This window comes from Mariniradius sediminis, assembly GCF_021491425.1.
GTDB classification, from domain to species: Bacteria; Bacteroidota; Bacteroidia; order Cytophagales; family Cyclobacteriaceae; genus Mariniradius; species Mariniradius saccharolyticus.
This window is the reverse complement of the sequence record NZ_JAKEVZ010000008.1, coordinates 60,828-78,056: the sequence shown is the minus strand read 5'-3', so window position 1 is coordinate 78,056 and position 17,229 is coordinate 60,828. Positions and strand designations below refer to the sequence as shown.

Genomic DNA, 17,229 nt, shown 5'->3' with positions numbered 1-17,229 from the left:
TAACCACTCAGCCAATTACTTCCCCCAATGACATTCCAAGAACTCATCCTCCAAGGTATCCCCTCCGAGCTTCCAGCTAAAAAGCCACTGGATCCGAACGTATCCCATGCGCCGAAGCGCAAGGACATTTTGAGTCTGGAAGAGAAAAAACTGGCCGTCAGAAATGCGCTTCGGTACATTCCGAAGGCTTGGCATGCAGAGTTGGCGCAGGAGTTTCTTGCCGAACTACAGGATTATGGGCGGATATACATGTACAGGTTTCGGCCCGATTATGAGATGTATGCGCGGCCGATTTCTGAATACCCGGCCAAAACCCCACAAGCGGCCGCCATTATGCTGATGATCCAAAACAACCTGGATCCGGCAGTGGCACAGCACCCACACGAATTGATTACCTATGGCGGCAATGGGGCGGTATTTCAAAACTGGGCGCAGTACCTGCTTACCATGCAATATCTCGCCGAAATGGACGAAGAACAAACCCTCCACATGTATTCAGGGCATCCCATGGGGCTTTTCCCTTCTTCCAAAGATGCTCCGCGTGTCGTGGTTACCAATGGCATGATGATTCCCAACTACTCCAAGCCGGACGATTGGGAGCGCTACAATGCATTGGGCGTGACGCAATACGGACAGATGACTGCGGGTTCCTATATGTATATTGGGCCACAGGGAATCGTCCATGGCACTACCATTACGGTCATGAATGCCTTTCGGAAAAAACTGGGCACGGCTGTAAATCCAAGGGGAAAGGTATTCCTGACAGCGGGTCTTGGCGGCATGTCCGGTGCCCAACCTAAGGCCGGAAACATCGCAGGCTGTGTCACAGTCTGCGCAGAAGTCAACCCGAAAGCAGCATACAAGAGACATGCACAGGGATGGGTGGATGAATTGGTCGATGACTTGGATAGGCTCGTATCCCGTGTACGTCAAGCGCAAAACAACGCCGAAGTTGTGTCCATTGCCTATTTGGGAAATGTCGTGGATGTATGGGAAAAGTTCGACGTCGACAACATCAACGTCGAACTCGGTTCGGACCAGACTTCCCTTCACAATCCCTGGGCAGGGGGCTACTATCCCGCGGGGCTGAGTTTCGAAGAGGCTAACGATATGATGGCAAAGGATCCTGAAAACTTCAAAAGCAAAGTCCAAGAATCCCTCCGTCGCCATGCCACCGCGATCAATAGGCATGCTGCCAAGGGAATGTACTTTTTTGACTACGGAAATGCCTTCCTTCTCGAGGCATCCCGCGCCGGTGCAGCTGTGATGGCAGAGAATGGCATCGATTTCAAGTACCCTTCTTACGTGCAGGATATCCTGGGACCCATGTGTTTTGATTTCGGATTCGGGCCATTCCGCTGGGTATGTACTTCGGGGAACGCAGCCGACTTGGAAAAGACCGACCAAATTGCCCTTGAGGTGATGAAGAAAATCAGTTCAAATGCACCAAAGGAAATCCAACAGCAATTGCAGGACAATATCCGCTGGATTGAGGAAGCCGGGAAAAACAAACTTGTTGTAGGCTCACAGGCTCGGATTCTCTATGCCGACGCCGAAGGTCGGATCAAAATTGCCGAGGCTTTCAATCAAGCAGTGAGCGCTGGTGAAATCTCCGCACCAATCGTCTTGGGACGAGACCACCACGATGTAAGCGGCACGGATTCCCCTTTCCGGGAAACGAGCAACATCTACGATGGCAGCAAGTTTACCGCTGACATGGCGATCCACAATGTCATCGGGGACAGTTTTCGCGGTGCCACCTGGGTTTCCATCCACAACGGCGGCGGCGTTGGCTGGGGAGAAGTCATCAACGGCGGCTTTGGAATGCTGCTTGATGGCACATCCGAAGCAGACCGGAAACTCAAATCCATGTTATTCTACGATGTCAACAATGGCATTTCCCGCCGGGCTTGGGCACGAAACGAAGAGGCCTTATTTGCGATCAAGCGGGAAATGGAGAGAACACCTGGATTGAAGGTGACATTGCCGGAGTTGGTGGATGAAAAATTCCTGCTTCAATGAGGGAACGCTCCTTGCATTAAACCTCATCGCCTATTTCTTCCCTTCCTGATATAATTTGGATACATTCGTCATGGCAAACAGAACCATATCCTGTCATCTGAATTCCCTATGAAAAAATCCATCATATTGGTAACGCTGCTCCTCTCCTTCTCTGGAACGGCACGTTCACAAGTACTGATTTCCTTGCTTTTTGGTGATAAACTCAATTCCGACAAAATTGAGTTTGGCCTTACAGGCGGATTCAACCGTACCGACTTCAACGGAACATTGGAAACAAAGGCCCTCAATAACTTCAACCTGGGGTTTTACTTTCATATTATGCTTAAGGAAAATTCATTTCTAAGTACCGGCGTTTTGGTGAAGAATTCCTTTGGAGCGACTGGCATGAAGCCCTACCAACTTGGGGACCCAAACTTGGACGCCATTTTTCAAAATGGGACCCTTACGACCAAAATCAATACATTCGCAGTACCCATCATGTGGCAACAGCGGATCAAACAAAGGTTTCTTTTGGAGGGAGGTATCCAAGCAGGCTTACGATCAAAAGCCTACGATGATTTTGATGTAGAGGCTGCAAATGGTGCTGCCAATTTCCGGAGAGAAGTTGGTGATGAATTTTACAGGCTTGATGCAGGCCTTATCGGCGGGGTCGGATACAAATTAAAAAAAGAGCTAAAGAGTATGAGTATTGGGATGCTGTATTATTATGGCCTTGTAGACGTCCGCGTCGATCCAATCGTCACAAGCAAAAACACTTCTTTGAACGTCTACCTGCGGATTCCAATTGGCGCGGGGCAAAAGGATTAGTCTTGGTGACAACCGATCGGATGAAATGAATTCCATTTTTCACGCTTTCCCATTGAATCCATTTCAAGGAATCTCAGGCCTAAACTGGTGCGGTCTTGACTGAAACGATATTTCATTTTTCCAACAAACTCCTCTACCCACGGGTTTTGTTTAGGCAAAATATGCCCTATTTTAGCACCACCTGAAAACTGAACCCAAATAACTTGATGGAAACCAAATCACCCACTGCCAACGAAGCCGAATTCCAACGGCTTCTCCAGCATTTACGAAGCAAATCCGAAACCATCCATCTTGGCGGAGGCAAATCCCGCATCGCCAAGGAACATGAAAAGGGGAAACTTACCGCTAGAGAGCGGATCTCCTATCTAACAGATGCTGGTTCCGAATTCCTCGAAATCGGCCAATTCGCGGCGGACGGTATGTATGAGGAAGAGGGCGGCTGTCCATCGGCTGGCGTGGTGACCGGAATCGGCTACGTCAGCGGCCGGATGTGTGTCATCGTGGCCAACGATGCGACCGTAAAGGCTGGGGCTTGGTTTCCGATGACTGCCAAAAAGAACCTTCGTGCACAGGAAGTCGCGATGGAAAACCGCCTCCCGATCATTTACTTGGTGGACAGTGCGGGGGTATTCCTTCCGATGCAAAACGAAATTTTCCCCGACAAGGAGCATTTTGGACGCCAATTCCGCAACAATGCCCGCATGTCATCCATGGGCATCATCCAAGTGGCCGCCATCATGGGAAGCTGCGTGGCCGGGGGGGCATACCTGCCCATTATGTCCGACGAGGCCATGATTGTGGACAAAACTGGTTCGATTTTTCTGGCAGGCTCGTACTTGGTAAAGGCTGCCATCGGCGAAGTCGTCGACAACGAGACCCTTGGAGGCGCCACTACCCACTGTGAGATATCAGGCGTGACCGACAACAAATACGCCAACGACCAGGAGTGCCTCGATGCCATCAAGAAGATATTTGACAAAATCGGTGCAAGCGAAAAGGCAGGGTTTGACAGGAAGGAACCTGTGGCCCCAGCAAAAAATGTTACCGACCTATATGATGTGTTCCCTACCGATCGCGTGAAGCCTTACGACTTGCATGAGGTTTTGGCACGCTTGGTGGACAACTCGGATTGGGAGGAATACAAGGCCGACTATGGTAAAACACTGATCTGTGCCACTGCCCGGATCGATGGATGGGCGGTAGGCATCATTGCCAACCAACGCAAAATCGTCAAAACCAAGAAAGGTGAAATGCAAATGGGCGGCGTCATTTACTCGGACTCCGCCGACAAAGCCGCCCGGTTTATCATGAACTGCAACCAACGCAAAATCCCACTGGTTTTTCTGCAGGATGTGAGTGGATTTATGGTCGGCAGCAAAGCCGAGCATGGCGGCATCATCAAGGATGGAGCCAAAATGGTAAATGCCATGGCCAATTCGGTCGTGCCGAAATTCACCTTCATCCTTGGCAATTCCTACGGCGCCGGCAACTATGCGATGTGCGGAAAAGCCTATGATCCGAGGCTGATCTTCTCCTGGCCCACGGCGCAAATGGCCGTGATGAGTGGGGCATCTGCCGCCAAAACCCTGCTGCAAATCAAAGTCTCTGCGCTTCAAAAATCCGGCAAAGTGATTTCCCCCGAGGAGGAAAACCAATTGCTGAAGGAAATCACAGACAAATACAACGAGGAACTCAGCCCCTACTACGCTGCGGCGAGGCTTTGGGTGGATGGCGTAATCGACCCATTGGAAACCAGAAAAATCATCAGCATGGGTATTGAGGCCGCTAATCATGCCCCGATCAACGAGCGCTTCAATGTCGGCGTTATCCAAACCTAGGTGGGCAAAATTTCGTCCTACACTTTGTCTTCTTGCCCTTTTCTTGCTGCAGAGATTTTGTTAACTTATTCACCCAACGATCGGCATAGAAAAAATGACTGATAGCGAATTAAACGCCCTGGTATCCTTGTTGGATGATACGGACCAAGAGGTCAAATCCCACGTCAAGAACAAAATCATTTCCCTCGGACACTCCGTGATCCCTTTTTTGGAAAAGAAATGGGAGGACTCTTTCAATCCCGAACTACAAAAGGAAATCGAGGAGCTCGTCCACCATTTGCAGTTTTTTCTTTTGAAAGACCGGCTTCGTGATTGGAAAAATTCGCCAGACCAGGATTTGCTTACTGGGCTTTGGATCATCAATACCTATCAATATCCCGACTTGGAATTTGAAAAGTTGAATGCCGACATGCATCAGATCTACTTTGAGGTTTGGACGGCTTTCAAAAATGACCTGTTGCCATTTGAGCAAGTACGGATCATCAACGGGGTGCTTTTCGGAACGCTGCGTTTTTCGGCCAATACCAAAAACTTCCATTCTCCCGGCAACAGCATGATCAGCAACGTCATCGAGAGCAGAAAAGGCAACCCCATCAGCCTTTGCGCCATATACCTCTTGGTGGCTAAGAAACTGGGCCTGCCGATCTATGGCGTCAACTTACCAAACCTCTTTGTCCTGACCTACAAATCCAAGGAAACGACCTTCTACATCAACGCTTTCAATAAAGGCCTGATTTTTGGAAAAAACGATATTTCAAACTACCTGGAGCACTTGCAGATAGAGCCGAAGGACGTGTTTTTTGAGCCTTGCACCAACCTCGACATCATTGCCCGCATGCTGAGAAACTTGATCGGGGCATTCGAAAAGCTGGGCGAGGTGGAAAAAATGGATGAAGTCAGGGAATTGCTTTCGATACTCGAGAATTAACGTGACTTTACGTTGCATCCAACTGGGCGGGTGGATGTGGGGCTTGGGTTGCGCCTGTTTTGGATGGCCGCAAGCGCATTTTCCAGGTATTTCATGTTGGCATTGGCTGCGACTTGGGGATTGTTGTCAATCGCCCCCCGGTAAGCAACGGCCCAACCCGTGGGACTGGGTGTAATAACGACCACCTCAGGCAACTTTGTGATCCCAAATTGCCGTGTGACAACTTGAGACTTGTCATCCAAGATCGGAAAAACGAACTTCTTTTCATTTGCACGGGCTTTGGCTGCCTCTACATTTTCGCCCTCCTCCAATCCTAAATGGGGATTGATCATCGTAAACACGAATCCATCTGCTCCAAAATCGGCATGCATTTGCGCAATCCTATCTTCGTACAATTTGGAAAACGGGCAATTCAAACTCGTGAACACCAGCACCACCGCCTTCGATTCGGCGTGGTCAGTTAGTGAAAAAGCCTGTCCACTAAGCACGTCCGTCAACGTGAAATCCTCCACGCGCTGACCAAAGGAAGGCCAGATCAGCAAAAAACACAAAACAAACGTAATGAGCTTTTTCATTTTCTTTTTTCCCATCAAATTTTTCTTCCTTAAATAGTCATCGAAGTCTTCCGCACTTTGTACTTGGTACATCGTACTTTGTACCTCAGCCCTCTTTATTCAAATATACAATCTCCCTACCAAATGGTATAAGTCAGAACGATGTCATTTTCATGTTCCACTTTCACTTGGTAATGATGGTCCGAAAATTCGGATTGCTCGACCCGACCTTTCACTACGGTATCCGCGATCGTAAATGGTTCCAAGCGGATATTCTGCCTGAGACTGATTCCCTTTCTTCCCTGGCATTTGAATATGGATTCTTTGGCAGACCATGCAATCGTGTACAGCAAGGGGTCGTTGGCCAAAAATTCCATCTCAACTTCGTCCAGGAATTTCGGCCCCAGGCGAATAACTTTCTCCCGTACGAAATCCAAATCGATTCCCACGGGCATTTCTTTGTGGAAAATGGCTGCTGCCAAACCTTTGGTATGTGTCAGGGAAACAAACCCATATCCATCCATTGGGTGGGATTTACCATGCTCATCTTTGAAGAAGCCGGGATAGGGCAGGGAGATCAATTCCAAAGCAAACTTGATGGCGAGGCGTGCGCCCTTCCATTCCTTTTGCTTGTCTGGCCGGGAGATATTGGCATACGCAAGCTTCTCCCTAAAACTTAAAAAATCCGTTCCATTCTGCGAGACTTCCTCAATATTATTGACAGCCAAGGCTGACAAAGGACTTATTTTTTCTATTTTTGTTTGCATAGACGCAACCCGGGAATGAGTGCTAATCACATCAAAATATGCTGAAAATCCAAGTAAATAAATTACATACCCTCACCGGACACAACGACTGCATTTATGCCTTGGCAGAAGCCCCCGACCCAAGGTATTTTTTTACGGGTTCAGGAGATGGGATGGTCGTAGCTTGGGATTTGGACAATCCGGCCGATGGGCGATTGGTAGCCAAAGTCGGACATTCGGTGTATGCACTTGAAGTGGATATCGAAAAAAACCACCTGATCATTGGGCACAATTTCGAGGGAATCCATGTGATAGACCTCGAAAACCAAAAAGAACTCTGGTCTGTCAACCTTACCTCCCAGTCGATTTTCGACATCAAAATATTTGGCAACGATATATTTGTCGCCACAGCGGATGGGGTGATTACAGTGGTGGACCGTATCAAAAGGTCCGTCAGAAAACATATCAAGATTTCGGAAAAAAGCGTTCGCGTATTGGCCATTGATCCATCCCGAAATTACCTCGCGGCGGGATTGAGCGACCACAGCGTAAAGGTATTTGACCTGCAAACCCTACAGCCACTGCATAGCCTCAACGCCCACACCAACTCGGTATTTGCACTTGGATTTGCTCCCAATGCAAAGATCATGGTCAGCGGTGGAAGGGATGCACACCTTAAGATTTGGGACACCACAGATTTCTCCCTCAAGGAATCCATCGTAGCCCATATGTATGCCATCAATTACCTCTCCTTCCGGGAAGATGGCAGGTATTTTGTTACCTGCAGCATGGACAAATCCATTAAGGTTTGGGACACCGAAACACTTAAACTCCTCAAAGTCATTGACAAGGCAAGGTATGCGGGGCACGGCACCTCCATCAACAAAGTCCTCTGGAGTACCTACAACCAACAAATCATTTCCATCAGCGACGACAGAAAAATTTCCATTTGGAACCTAGAATTTTAGAAAAACATGAAAATAACCTCCAAAGACATCCTTCAAAAAACATTCGAAAAAAACTTCCGCGGCTATGACAAAGACGAAGTCACAGCCTACCTAGGCCTCGTAGCAGATGCTTGGGACAAGCTGGAAGATGAAAAAGCCGCGCTCGAGCGTGATCTCGAAATCAGCCGACGTGAGGCCAAAAAACTCAAGGATGTGGAGGAATCTCTTTTCAGAACCTTGAAAACCGCCGAAGATACCGGCGTAAGCATCATCGAAGAAGCCAACCAAGCCGCCAACGATATTCTCGCTGATGCCAAAAACAACGCAGAGTCCATGCTTGCTGATGCCAGAAGGCGGTCAAACCAATTGCTGGAGCTATCCGAAGCCAAAGCAAAAACGGTCCTCGCAGACCTGAAAGCCGATGTCCAAAAATTGGTCAAAGACTACGAATCACTTTTGAAAGAGCGGGATTTGGTACTCAAAAACCTAAAGAAAGTCTCTGAAGATATCCAACATAGCATCGAAGTATCACAGGAATCCTTCAAAAAGGTAAACGTGCAAACGCATGCCAACTTGGTCAGCGAATTGGAGAAGTCAAAGGCATTTACGCTTGCTAATCTACCTGAACCGGAAGTCGCTACACCTGAGCCAACCCCGGACATCGAACAGCCAGTTCCGGACGTGGGCGCCGAAACCGTCGAAATCCCAAAAGAAGAGCCTGTTTCAGTAGTGGAATCTGTAGAGGATGAAATGGCTGAGGCTCCTTCAGAACCACTTGCAGAGGCTGAAACCGAGGAAAGCCCAAGCGAGGACGAAACTCCAAAAACAGAAGATCCAAAAGCCAAACCCGACAAGGGCAGTTCATTTTTTGACCAATTTGACTGATGGGAAAGGTTTCCTTGGAAGGAATTGAGTTCCATGCATACCATGGTGTGTTCTCGGAGGAGAAAATCCTCGGCAACAGGTTTACTGTCGATATCCACGTCGAGACTGACTTCAAAAAAGCCATGCTCGAGGATGACCTGAAAGAGACCGTCGACTACGGCAGGCTGTACAAAATTGCACAGGCCCACATGAAGGAACCGGTGAAACTGCTCGAGCACCTTGCCCACCTGATGATCCAGGATATCCTCAAAACCTATCCGGCCCTCAAGCATATCTCCATCACCATCAAAAAACACAATCCCGCGCTCGGCGGCGTGGTAAACTACTCCGTCGTCACGGTACAATATCCACAAGACTATGTCTAAAAGAATCAGCCTCATAATCACAGGATTCCTGTTGTCGGCAATGGCGATTGCGCAAACTTCGCCCTACAAAATCTACAACAATCAGGGGAATGAAGTCCGCTTCGAAGCAATGGCGGAGATTGCCGGGCAGCACGAGGTCATCTTTTTTGGCGAGCTGCACAACAACTCGCTGGCACATTGGCTACAGCTGCAAATGCTGAAATCACTTCATGAATCTGGGAAAAAAGTCGTCCTCGGAGCCGAGTTCTTTGAACGTGACGACCAACTCAACATCGACGAATGGCTTGCGGGGAAAATGAGGGACAGCAATTTTGAGGCGGAAGCGAAGCTGTGGAAAAATTATGCGACCGATTACAAGCCTTTGATGCTCTATGCCAAAAAAAACCAAATACCCTTTGTCGCTTCCAATATTCCGCGGAAATATGCATCTCTTGTAAGCAGACAGGGCTTGACTGGCTTGGATAGCTTGAGCAATGCCGCCAAGAGCTATATCGCCCCCGTGCCGATAGAGGTGGATAAAACGCTGCCAGGCTACGTCGGAATGAAGGATATGATGCATGGCAGCGGCATGAACCTAGACTACATGATCGAGGCGCAGGCTGTCAAGGACGCGACGATGGCCTATTCACTTTTTGACTATATCAACAAAGGCAAAACCATCTTCCATGTCAACGGTTCCTACCATTCCAACAACTATGAAGGAATCGTTTGGTACCTCAAGCGGAAATTTCCCACCGTCCGAATCATGACGATCAATACTGTAGAACAGGACAATATCCACACCTTGGATCCGAAAAACCAAAGCTCAGCCGATTTCATCATTGTCCTACCTTTGGATAGCCACAAAAGCTACTGAGACATGTACAGTCGGTCGGAAAACTCCCAAGTCAGACAGGATTTTTGGACGGCTTTCGGTATGTACATGAAGCCGGTCCCTTCGGCCACGGGTTTTCGTACCAACTGGCAAAACTACAAGACAGGCATCAAAGATATCTACTTCAGGATGCGTGCCGAGCAGGGTTTCGCGTCCATCGGGATCGAAATCTGCCACAAGGACCTGGAAATGCAGCAACTGTATTATGAGCAGTTTCTGGAATTCAAAAAGCTCCTCGAAGCCGAACTTGGCGAATCATGGACTTGGGAAATGCACGTGCCGAATTCAGAAGGCCGACTTATCTCCCGCATCCAAACCGTAAAGCCCGGCCCCAACGTGATGGACAAGGATACCTGGCCCGAAATCATCTCTTTCCTGAAGCCCCGCATCATCGCCCTCGACGCCTTCTGGACCAATATCAAACCGGCTTTTGAGGATGGGTGACAACATACATCCTAGCCGTTATCTTGGTAATGATTTTTTGAACTCTTGGATCTCTTTGTAGTCTTTAATTCCTAAATAATCAATAAGACTAAGAAAGTGGATTTTCCCACTAGTATGGTAATGGATAAGTAATTCCCTCATTTTCCTGAATTCAAATTTTTCAATCAATTGAAACTTCAATACGGGTGCCGTTTGTCAAAATAAGTCGGCAAGTATTTGAGGTTCCATTCGATCTAGCCGGATTGAGATTCGATTCTGAATATTCCATTTGGTCAAAATAGTCTCCAACCGTAAACTCTATCTTGTTGATGTCTTTTAGGCTAAATCTCTGGTCACCGACTCCAATCTCGTTTTCACAGAACTTCAAGACTTGATCCAATGTACCCGATAGCGATTTTCTTGTAAAAAACTTAGTGAATCCCAAGATAACCATCAAAACTAATGTTAAAAACATTCCAAAAACTCCAATTTTCTCAATTACGCTTTCCTGAAGGTATTTGGGAATCAGATAAATAAAGCTTGCCGAAATCAAACCTAACCCGTAGACAACACGATTTGCAGTTATAATAGGGCCTCTACCCTTTTTAAAAATCCTGAATTCTACATTCTCCATTTCAAGTCTGCAAAAACAAATCCAGTTAAATTTAGTTGAAATTTGTAAATGAACTTCCACAAACACAGGAAGGCGTAAATTTCAAACGCCAAGCGGATATGCTTGATTTGATCAAGTTGCTTGAAACGCGCTTCATACTCCACCGTCTTTCAGGACATGTTTTTGAATATTTCTTTTTGTTGGGAAAAAGGAAATTCGTCCATGGAAGCTGGATCAAAGTCGTCTGCCATCACAAAAATCTCGGCAGCATTCTCTCTACACAATCACCTTCGTCGTCCCACCCCCTTTCAGGGTGATTTCGACAGGTTTGTTGGATTTCCAGGCGCCGGCGGTAAAGTCAGGCACGTCAATGGCATTGGAGCGGTTGGCCACGGACCATTCACTCAGCGGGGAGATTGCCGACCACAGCGCAGCATCATAGACGTCCTGATCGAGCGGAAGTCCATTCCGCAGGCAGTCTATCAACCTCCAGTCCATCATAAAATCCATACCGCCATGTCCGCCGATTTGCTTGGCGAGTTCCCCGACCTTGCGGACGATCTCGGGCGTATACTTCTCCTCGAGCGCTTTGAACTCCTCATCCTTCATCCAGCTATGACCCTTGGCGACCTTCGGATTGGGGTACTTTTGTGCAAAGCCTTCGGTGCCGCTGATCACATGCAGGCGCGAGTACGGCCGTGGTGATGTCACATCGTGTTGGATCATGATAGAGCGGCCCTTTTTGGTCTTGACGAGCGTGGTGTTCATGTTGCCACGGTACTTCTTTTCTGCAAATGGACCGAAAAAGGAATCTGCTTCGGCCAATTCGCGGGCTTTGCCGGCCATTTGGAAATCAATGGAGGAAAGCGAAGTCAGGTAGTCCATTTGGTCGCCGCGGTTGATGTCCATGATTTGACAAATCGGGCCGAGTCCATGCGTGGCATACAGGTTGCCGTTGCGATAGTTCTCCTTGAGTCGCCACATATCCTGATAGCCGCCTTCCGAATCCTTCATAAAGTTGAGCCAAAGCAGGTCATGGATGTACGCGCCTTCGGTATGGACGATTTCCCCAAAAAACCCGTCCCGCTTCATGCTCAGGGTCATCAGCTCAAAAAAGTCATAACAGCAGTTTTCCAGCATCATGCAGTGCTTTTTGGTACGCTCGGAAGTTTCGACCAGCTGCCAGCACTCTTCCAGTGTCTTAGCGGCGGGCACTTCCACTGCTGCGTGTTTGCCGTTTTCCATGGCATAGACAGCCATCGGCGTATGCCAATCCCAAGGCGTGGCAATGTAAATCAGGTCTAGGTCCTTGCGGTCCACCATCTTTTTCCAGGCATAAACAGAGCCTGAATAGGATTCAGGGGCATGCTTGGTACCTTCCAGAAGCTTTTTTGCCTTGTCCACACGCTCGGGAATCAAATCGCATAAGGCTTTGATTTCTACTCCTTCAATCTTGCTCAGCCGCTCAACTGCCCCCGGCCCCCGCATACCCAAGCCAACAACACCTACGCGCACGACCGGAATCTTGGGAGCCGCAAAGTTGCACATGTTGAACTGCTGCACATGGCTTTTCATACTCAGTTGGTGGACTTGGTCCAGGCTTTCTGCCTTGCCGATATGGGGGATGCTCGCGCCAACCAAGCCAAGGCCAGCGATTTTGAGGAAGTCTCTGCGGTTATTGCTCATGGGTATAGGATATCTGGATGCGACGATAATTTACCAAAGTTTGTAAAGCTTGAATTTATACTTTATTCGCTTTGTATCCAGTCCGCTCCCAAAAAAATGAAAAAACCTTGCGGGTTTTGTTCCGCAAGGTCTCACATAAAACAGTAGTCTGTTTGATTTATGCCTTTTTCACTGGGCAGGTTCTGATGCCGAAGACGGCATAAAGCGGGCAAAAACCCACCGCACTCGTCAAAAGGAAAATCACGGAAACGACAATGAGCACGATACCCCAGGTACCTGTGACGATGCCGGCGTAGTACAGATAAGCGGCCAATAGCGCGATCAGGATGCGTACAATCCTGTCAGCACTTCCCATGTTCTTTTTCATAATCATTTGTTTGATGGTAAATGGAAGAATGTAATGTCGGTGGGGTAATTATTCCCTAAGACAAGCTGAAAGTACAACCCTCCTCAAAAAATGACTGTCACATTTGTCACAAATAGAACCGAGAAATCAAGATCAAAATCGACTAGCCCTTTCCTTTAGAAAAATCCGCTACTCGGCCATTCGCTCCAACATTTTCCTCCTAAAGAAATACCTGAAGATCTGAAAAAGTAGAATAAAGAGCCCTAAAGCAAATGGACCAAAAAGCAATCCCCATCCCACGATAGAAAGCACCAACCTGCCCGAAAACGTGGAAAATGTCTCGAAAATCCCGTTCTGAAATGAAAGCTGCAAAGAAGCCAAGTCCAATTCCAGATGGTCAAATCCAAACAGCCACTCCCCTACTCGCATCAGCGGAATCACCAGCAACAGTTGCAGGGGTGTAATCAGGTAACTCACAAACAGCATCAAGGGCAAGTTCAGCGACATACGCCACGCCAAAAAAACCAAGATCGCCGTGGTAGTCCCATAGATTGGGAAAACGCCAATCAACGTCCCAATAGCTATACTTGCCGCCAATTCCCTGGGCTGCAACCCCTGACTAAGGAATCCTTTGGCTTTTTGTATGATCCGACGAATTGGCATGTTCCAAAAATACCAAAAAGCAGATGGGTATGGGATTAAGTTTTGGTTAATGAAGTCATTTTAAAGAAATGCGTCAGCCACGGATGCACGAAAACTCCGATGTCGCAGTGTGGGAAACCTGTGAATTTGAGGCCTGAATTTCACTGTAAAAATCCGCCAAATGAGCTTAAAATCTGATTCCATCCACCGCGTTCTCTCCCACCGCTGGCTCTTGCGTCATGCCTCTTGCTTCCTGCTTCTTGTATCTTGCTTCTTGCTTCCCTCCCCTAAATGCTCATATCTCCCCCAAAAATCCCCTCCGCATCACTTCCGCCGCCTCTTTTCCTTGCGGGGTAAAGTCAATCTCAGATTCTCGGACTTGAGGATACCATTTCCAAAAATAGACACCTGCGAGCCAGTCCTTCTTCCAAATATTGTCAAAAAAGGCTCGGTAGCATATCGCTTGCACTTGTTCGGAAAGCTCTGTACCCTTTCGCTCATGTGGCCAAATCCAAGGTGACACAGCCGCATCAGCAGTATTACAATAGCCGATTTCCGTGAAAATCACCGGCTTCTGAAATTTTGAGACAACTTTTTCAATTTGGGGAATCACTTTCCCCCAAGCTTTATCTAAATCTTTTTGGTCCGGGTTTGCGGTTGAGGCTAAGGGAAAATAGGCTTGTATGCCGATATAGTCCAACGCATCCCAAAATTTTATCTTTTCGTACTCGGTGAAATTGGCAGCATAGACTAGCCTGCCATTGTAGCGGCTTCGGACGATGTTGATGATTTTCCGCCAATCCGACTCACGGTGGACCGTCTTTTCGAGCTCCGTGCCGATGCAAAGTACCGGGATTTTGTGTTGTTCCGCGAAGTCCGCAAAGTAGGTAATGAACTCCGCATACTGGGCAAACCACTCCGCCCAATGCTCTTCCGACTGCATTTCAATCTCTCCCGGCCATGCATCATGGACCCAAAGGTGGGGCTTCAGGATACTTTCCAAGCCAGAATTTCGCCCATCTGTCAATGTTGCTTCCAATCCGGCCAGGCGCTCTCCCCACCACATACGGTCAGAATGCTTTTCCCAGCGGATTACGGGTTGCTTTGGGTCCTGCTGCCAGCCAAAAGGAGTTTGGGAAATGTGCGTCGCTCCAAATGCCCGCAGCGAATCCAGTTCCCAGCCTTCGAGTGGCCGCGGCCCAGCGACCCAGCAAACTCCTTTGTGTTTTTGCCCTACAATAAAATCCAGCTCCAACTCCGCTGCCTGATTCTGCATTGTCCAAATGGCCAAAGCAATCAAAAAGATGGAAATAATAAAAATGGGCTTTTTCAAGGGAGGGAAGTAAATCAGGTTTTTGTCGGTGCTATCGTTTTACGACTTGGATATTTTCCAATTCAATCGTCGAAAGCAGCTCCAATTTACCTGATTTATAGAGACTTTCCATTTCCTCAACCGGAGTTTCTTTGCTTTCCAAACCATAATTTTCATAATCCTGCAAGACCAATCCACCTACCTCGTGGGTTTTCACTGCTTTTCTGAATCGAACGCCACCGCCATCTGTGTGATATGAATACGCCAAAAAATCTATACGCTTCGTTTCTTGATTGATCCAGTATAGGAAAACATCATCATAATCCTCACCGCCTCCTTCCTGTGCAAATGTCACCCGGATTAGATCGTACTTCTTCCCTTCCAATTCTGACTCTCCTACAAGTGTCTTTCTCACCGCGGGATCATTGAGTCCGTAAGGCAGAAATGCAAAATAGGCAACCGAGTTCACAGATCGACTGAATGCACCGACTCGCTCCTCAGGCAAGTCGACCTTGGCGCCATTGATGGTCCTGACAAAGCCCGAGTTGTCCAAGACATCCCTTACTTGCCCGGTGCTGTCTGAAAATTCCCGAATGTATTCAAAGGATTGCGACGACTTGAAAATCCGGTAGTGTCGATCCCTGAAATCAAAGCTGATCACGCTGGATTCAAAGGCTTTTCCTCCGTGTGCGACGATACTTTGGTCCACAATGCCTTGCGCAGGATCGGGGGCTTGACAGGAAAAAAAACCAAAAACCAGCGACAGCGGCAGTATGAATCGGAAAATGGCATTGTTTGTTGACATGGCATCAAGTTGAGATGGAAAGATAAGCCAATTCGTGAAAATAGGCTAGTGATCAGTGATTTCGCCGCGTCAAATTAAAAAAGCCGGCATCCAATGGACCCGGCATTTTTGTACCCATTCAACCTTAAAATTAAGCTAATCTTATTCTGGCAACAACACTTTGTCTACCACGTGGATCATGCCGTTTGAAGTTTGGACCGATCCGATAACTTTTGCGCCATTGACGAGCACTGTTCCGTCAGACTGTACTTCCAAAGTCACGGAACCTCCTTCGGCTGTGCCAATTTTTTGGCCGTTGACAAAACTCTCAGCTTTGTAGACTCCCAATAAAACATGGTACTCCAAAATGTCCCGGAGTTTCCTCTGATTCTCTGGCTTCACCAAAGATTCTACCGTACCGGCTGGCAATGCACTAAATGCGGCATCCGTAGGTGCGAAGACCGTAAACGGACCCACATTGGTCAAGGCGTCTACGTACTCAGCAGCCTTTAATGCAGCAACCAATGTCGTGTGATCTGGCGAAGCAACCGCCACTTGTACAATGTTGGGATTGGAAACGTCATCTTTCACTGCAGACTGCCCGGCGGAGGGTTCAGCAGAAGAAGCTGCCGTGGTGCTTGCCTGTTGATTTCCACCACAAGACAAAAGAATGGCTGAAAACGCCAAAATGGTAAAGTTTTTAAATAGAGATTTCATATGGATTGGGTTTTGAATGCGGGAGCAAGATAATAGAGGATAATTTTATCCTTTATGATAAAAATCATGAAAAACGTGAATTTTAAATCTTTTCGGAAAAATATTTGAAACGGTACGGCGAAAGGCCGAATTCGCGGAAAATCAGGTTTGAATCATCCTACTGAGGACAGTCTCTCCCTTTTCAACTTCCTCCGCAAACTCCTTGATACTCTTTTGGGTAAGCATCCTGACAATACTTAACCTGATCTGTTTGATCTCGCCATGCAGCGGGCAGGGGTTTGCTTCCGAGCAATTTTCCAACCCAAGGCTGCATCCCGTAAAAAGTTCTTCGCCATCTATTGCATCCACTAGCTGCTTTAGTGTCAATTCTTGGTGACTACCGTCTACAAAAAAGCCACCAGTCGGTCCTTTTGTGGATCCAATGATCTTCTTGCGGGCAAGGTCTTGGAGTATCTTGGCGATAAAAGGTTCAGGAACGCCCGTTTTTTCCGAAATTTGCTTCGCACCAACTTTGTTGCCTTTTTGACTTTCACCACAGATATAAATGACGGCACGGATACCGTATTGGCAGGCCTTGGAAAACATATAGCGGATTTTCGCCAAAAATAGATCAAATCCGTATCTGATAAAAGACACCGATATCTTATTATTTCAAAAGTAAATCCAACCACTACTCAAGCAAACGGATGCTTTTCCAATCTCATTTGCGATATTTAGAATTCGATTTCGTAACTGGTTGC

19 protein-coding genes are annotated in these 17,229 nt (G+C 47.7%); 9 read left to right on the top strand and 10 right to left on the bottom strand.

All coding sequences use genetic code 11. The features are described 5' to 3' along the window. Window positions 1–27 precede the first annotated feature (27 nt). From hutU to L0U89_RS11520, 4 genes are all read left to right on the top strand, one after another. Window positions 28–2,022: a urocanate hydratase gene (gene hutU, locus L0U89_RS11535; RefSeq protein ID WP_234861661.1), complete on the top strand. Its 1,995-nt coding sequence runs from the start codon at window positions 28–30 to the stop codon at window positions 2,020–2,022. 108 nt (window positions 2,023–2,130) lie between these two features. Beyond that, on the top strand, window positions 2,131–2,829 hold the full coding sequence (locus tag L0U89_RS11530; RefSeq protein WP_234861660.1) for an outer membrane beta-barrel protein: 699 nt from the start codon (window positions 2,131–2,133) through the stop codon (window positions 2,827–2,829). A 206-nt stretch (window positions 2,830–3,035) separates the two neighbouring features. Beyond that, window positions 3,036–4,667, top strand: a complete 1,632-nt coding sequence (locus L0U89_RS11525; protein WP_234861659.1) for an acyl-CoA carboxylase subunit beta — start codon at window positions 3,036–3,038, stop codon at window positions 4,665–4,667. Window positions 4,668–4,761: 94 nt separating this feature from the next. Next, window positions 4,762–5,595 carry a transglutaminase-like domain-containing protein gene (locus tag L0U89_RS11520; RefSeq protein ID WP_255777890.1) on the top strand — a complete coding sequence of 278 codons (834 nt, stop codon included), beginning with the start codon at window positions 4,762–4,764 and terminating at the stop codon, window positions 5,593–5,595. On the opposite strand, the gene L0U89_RS11515 is transcribed toward L0U89_RS11520, so the two are convergent. Together L0U89_RS11515 and L0U89_RS11510 are read right to left on the bottom strand one after the other, a co-directional pair. Further along, window positions 5,592–6,170, bottom strand: a complete 579-nt coding sequence (locus L0U89_RS11515) for a redoxin domain-containing protein (protein WP_234861658.1) — start codon at window positions 6,168–6,170, stop codon at window positions 5,592–5,594. The two genes, L0U89_RS11520 and L0U89_RS11515, sit on opposite strands and share 4 nt — an antisense overlap. A gap of 116 nt (window positions 6,171–6,286) precedes the next feature. Then, window positions 6,287–6,916: a 4'-phosphopantetheinyl transferase family protein gene (locus tag L0U89_RS11510; protein WP_234861657.1), complete on the bottom strand. Its 630-nt coding sequence runs from the start codon at window positions 6,914–6,916 to the stop codon at window positions 6,287–6,289. A 38-nt stretch (window positions 6,917–6,954) separates the two neighbouring features. On the opposite strand from L0U89_RS11510, the gene L0U89_RS11505 reads away from it, so the two are divergent. Genes L0U89_RS11505 through L0U89_RS11485 form a run of 5 tightly spaced genes read left to right on the top strand, consistent with a single transcriptional unit; the run spans window position 6,955 to window position 10,410 of the window. Beyond that, window positions 6,955–7,863 carry a WD40 repeat domain-containing protein gene (locus L0U89_RS11505; protein ID WP_234861656.1) on the top strand — a complete coding sequence of 303 codons (909 nt, stop codon included), beginning with the start codon at window positions 6,955–6,957 and terminating at the stop codon, window positions 7,861–7,863. Between the two features lie 6 nt (window positions 7,864–7,869). Next, a complete protein-coding gene (locus L0U89_RS11500) occupies window positions 7,870–8,727 on the top strand; it encodes a DivIVA domain-containing protein (protein ID WP_234861655.1) in 858 nt (285 codons plus the stop codon). Continuing rightward, window positions 8,727–9,092, top strand: coding sequence for a dihydroneopterin aldolase (gene folB, locus L0U89_RS11495; RefSeq protein ID WP_234861654.1), 366 nt, complete (start codon window positions 8,727–8,729; stop codon window positions 9,090–9,092). The genes L0U89_RS11500 and folB overlap by 1 nt, the downstream gene beginning before the upstream one ends. Continuing rightward, on the top strand, window positions 9,085–9,948 hold the full coding sequence (locus tag L0U89_RS11490; RefSeq protein ID WP_234861653.1) for a ChaN family lipoprotein: 864 nt from the start codon (window positions 9,085–9,087) through the stop codon (window positions 9,946–9,948). Before folB ends, L0U89_RS11490 begins: the two co-directional genes overlap by 8 nt. A 3-nt stretch (window positions 9,949–9,951) precedes the next feature. Continuing rightward, the gene (locus L0U89_RS11485) at window positions 9,952–10,410 is read left to right on the top strand and encodes a DUF4268 domain-containing protein (protein ID WP_234861652.1); all 459 of its coding nucleotides are present in this window, start codon (window positions 9,952–9,954) and stop codon (window positions 10,408–10,410) included. 160 nt (window positions 10,411–10,570) lie between these two features. Here L0U89_RS11485 and L0U89_RS11480 read toward each other — a convergent pair whose 3' ends face one another. The 8 genes from L0U89_RS11480 to L0U89_RS11445 all read right to left on the bottom strand — a co-directional run bounded on the left by L0U89_RS11480 (window position 10,571) and on the right by L0U89_RS11445 (window position 17,074). Continuing rightward, window positions 10,571–11,089, bottom strand: a complete 519-nt coding sequence (locus L0U89_RS11480; RefSeq protein WP_234861651.1) for a hypothetical protein — start codon at window positions 11,087–11,089, stop codon at window positions 10,571–10,573. Window positions 11,090–11,278: 189 nt separating this feature from the next. Beyond that, a complete protein-coding gene (locus tag L0U89_RS11475) occupies window positions 11,279–12,688 on the bottom strand; it encodes a Gfo/Idh/MocA family protein (RefSeq protein WP_234861650.1) in 1,410 nt (469 codons plus the stop codon). A 157-nt stretch (window positions 12,689–12,845) separates the two neighbouring features. Further along, window positions 12,846–13,055: a YgaP family membrane protein gene (locus L0U89_RS11470; RefSeq protein ID WP_008623117.1), complete on the bottom strand. Its 210-nt coding sequence runs from the start codon at window positions 13,053–13,055 to the stop codon at window positions 12,846–12,848. Window positions 13,056–13,223: 168 nt separating this feature from the next. Then, entirely contained in the window at window positions 13,224–13,697 is a 474-nt protein-coding gene (locus L0U89_RS11465) for a DUF2062 domain-containing protein (RefSeq protein WP_234861649.1), read from the bottom strand. A gap of 274 nt (window positions 13,698–13,971) precedes the next feature. Continuing rightward, the gene (locus L0U89_RS11460; protein WP_234861648.1) at window positions 13,972–15,009 is read right to left on the bottom strand and encodes a glycoside hydrolase family 113; all 1,038 of its coding nucleotides are present in this window, start codon (window positions 15,007–15,009) and stop codon (window positions 13,972–13,974) included. Between the two features lie 31 nt (window positions 15,010–15,040). Next, on the bottom strand, window positions 15,041–15,793 hold the full coding sequence (locus L0U89_RS11455) for a DUF6503 family protein (RefSeq protein ID WP_234861647.1): 753 nt from the start codon (window positions 15,791–15,793) through the stop codon (window positions 15,041–15,043). 141 nt (window positions 15,794–15,934) lie between these two features. Continuing rightward, window positions 15,935–16,489 (bottom strand): fasciclin domain-containing protein, encoded by a 555-nt coding sequence (locus L0U89_RS11450; RefSeq protein ID WP_008623132.1) that lies wholly within the window; start codon window positions 16,487–16,489, stop codon window positions 15,935–15,937. Between the two features lie 141 nt (window positions 16,490–16,630). After that, a complete protein-coding gene (locus tag L0U89_RS11445; RefSeq protein WP_234861646.1) occupies window positions 16,631–17,074 on the bottom strand; it encodes an RrF2 family transcriptional regulator in 444 nt (147 codons plus the stop codon). Between the last annotated feature and the right edge of the window lie 155 nt (window positions 17,075–17,229).

Coding starts and splice junctions, on each gene's coding strand:
- hutU (WP_234861661.1), top strand. CDS start 28: ATGACATTCCAAGAACTCATCCTCCAAGGTATCCCCTCCGAGCTTCCA.
- L0U89_RS11530 (WP_234861660.1), top strand. CDS start 2,131: ATGAAAAAATCCATCATATTGGTAACGCTGCTCCTCTCCTTCTCTGGA.
- L0U89_RS11525 (WP_234861659.1), top strand. CDS start 3,036: ATGGAAACCAAATCACCCACTGCCAACGAAGCCGAATTCCAACGGCTT.
- L0U89_RS11520 (WP_255777890.1), top strand. CDS start 4,762: ATGACTGATAGCGAATTAAACGCCCTGGTATCCTTGTTGGATGATACG.
- L0U89_RS11515 (WP_234861658.1), bottom strand. CDS start 6,170: ATGAAAAAGCTCATTACGTTTGTTTTGTGTTTTTTGCTGATCTGGCCT.
- L0U89_RS11510 (WP_234861657.1), bottom strand. CDS start 6,916: ATGCAAACAAAAATAGAAAAAATAAGTCCTTTGTCAGCCTTGGCTGTC.
- L0U89_RS11505 (WP_234861656.1), top strand. CDS start 6,955: ATGCTGAAAATCCAAGTAAATAAATTACATACCCTCACCGGACACAAC.
- L0U89_RS11500 (WP_234861655.1), top strand. CDS start 7,870: ATGAAAATAACCTCCAAAGACATCCTTCAAAAAACATTCGAAAAAAAC.
- folB (WP_234861654.1), top strand. CDS start 8,727: ATGGGAAAGGTTTCCTTGGAAGGAATTGAGTTCCATGCATACCATGGT.
- L0U89_RS11490 (WP_234861653.1), top strand. CDS start 9,085: ATGTCTAAAAGAATCAGCCTCATAATCACAGGATTCCTGTTGTCGGCA.
- L0U89_RS11485 (WP_234861652.1), top strand. CDS start 9,952: ATGTACAGTCGGTCGGAAAACTCCCAAGTCAGACAGGATTTTTGGACG.
- L0U89_RS11475 (WP_234861650.1), bottom strand. CDS start 12,688: ATGAGCAATAACCGCAGAGACTTCCTCAAAATCGCTGGCCTTGGCTTG.
- L0U89_RS11470 (WP_008623117.1), bottom strand. CDS start 13,055: ATGAAAAAGAACATGGGAAGTGCTGACAGGATTGTACGCATCCTGATC.
- L0U89_RS11465 (WP_234861649.1), bottom strand. CDS start 13,697: ATGCCAATTCGTCGGATCATACAAAAAGCCAAAGGATTCCTTAGTCAG.
- L0U89_RS11455 (WP_234861647.1), bottom strand. CDS start 15,793: ATGTCAACAAACAATGCCATTTTCCGATTCATACTGCCGCTGTCGCTG.
- L0U89_RS11450 (WP_008623132.1), bottom strand. CDS start 16,489: ATGAAATCTCTATTTAAAAACTTTACCATTTTGGCGTTTTCAGCCATT.
- L0U89_RS11445 (WP_234861646.1), bottom strand. CDS start 17,074: ATGTTTTCCAAGGCCTGCCAATACGGTATCCGTGCCGTCATTTATATC.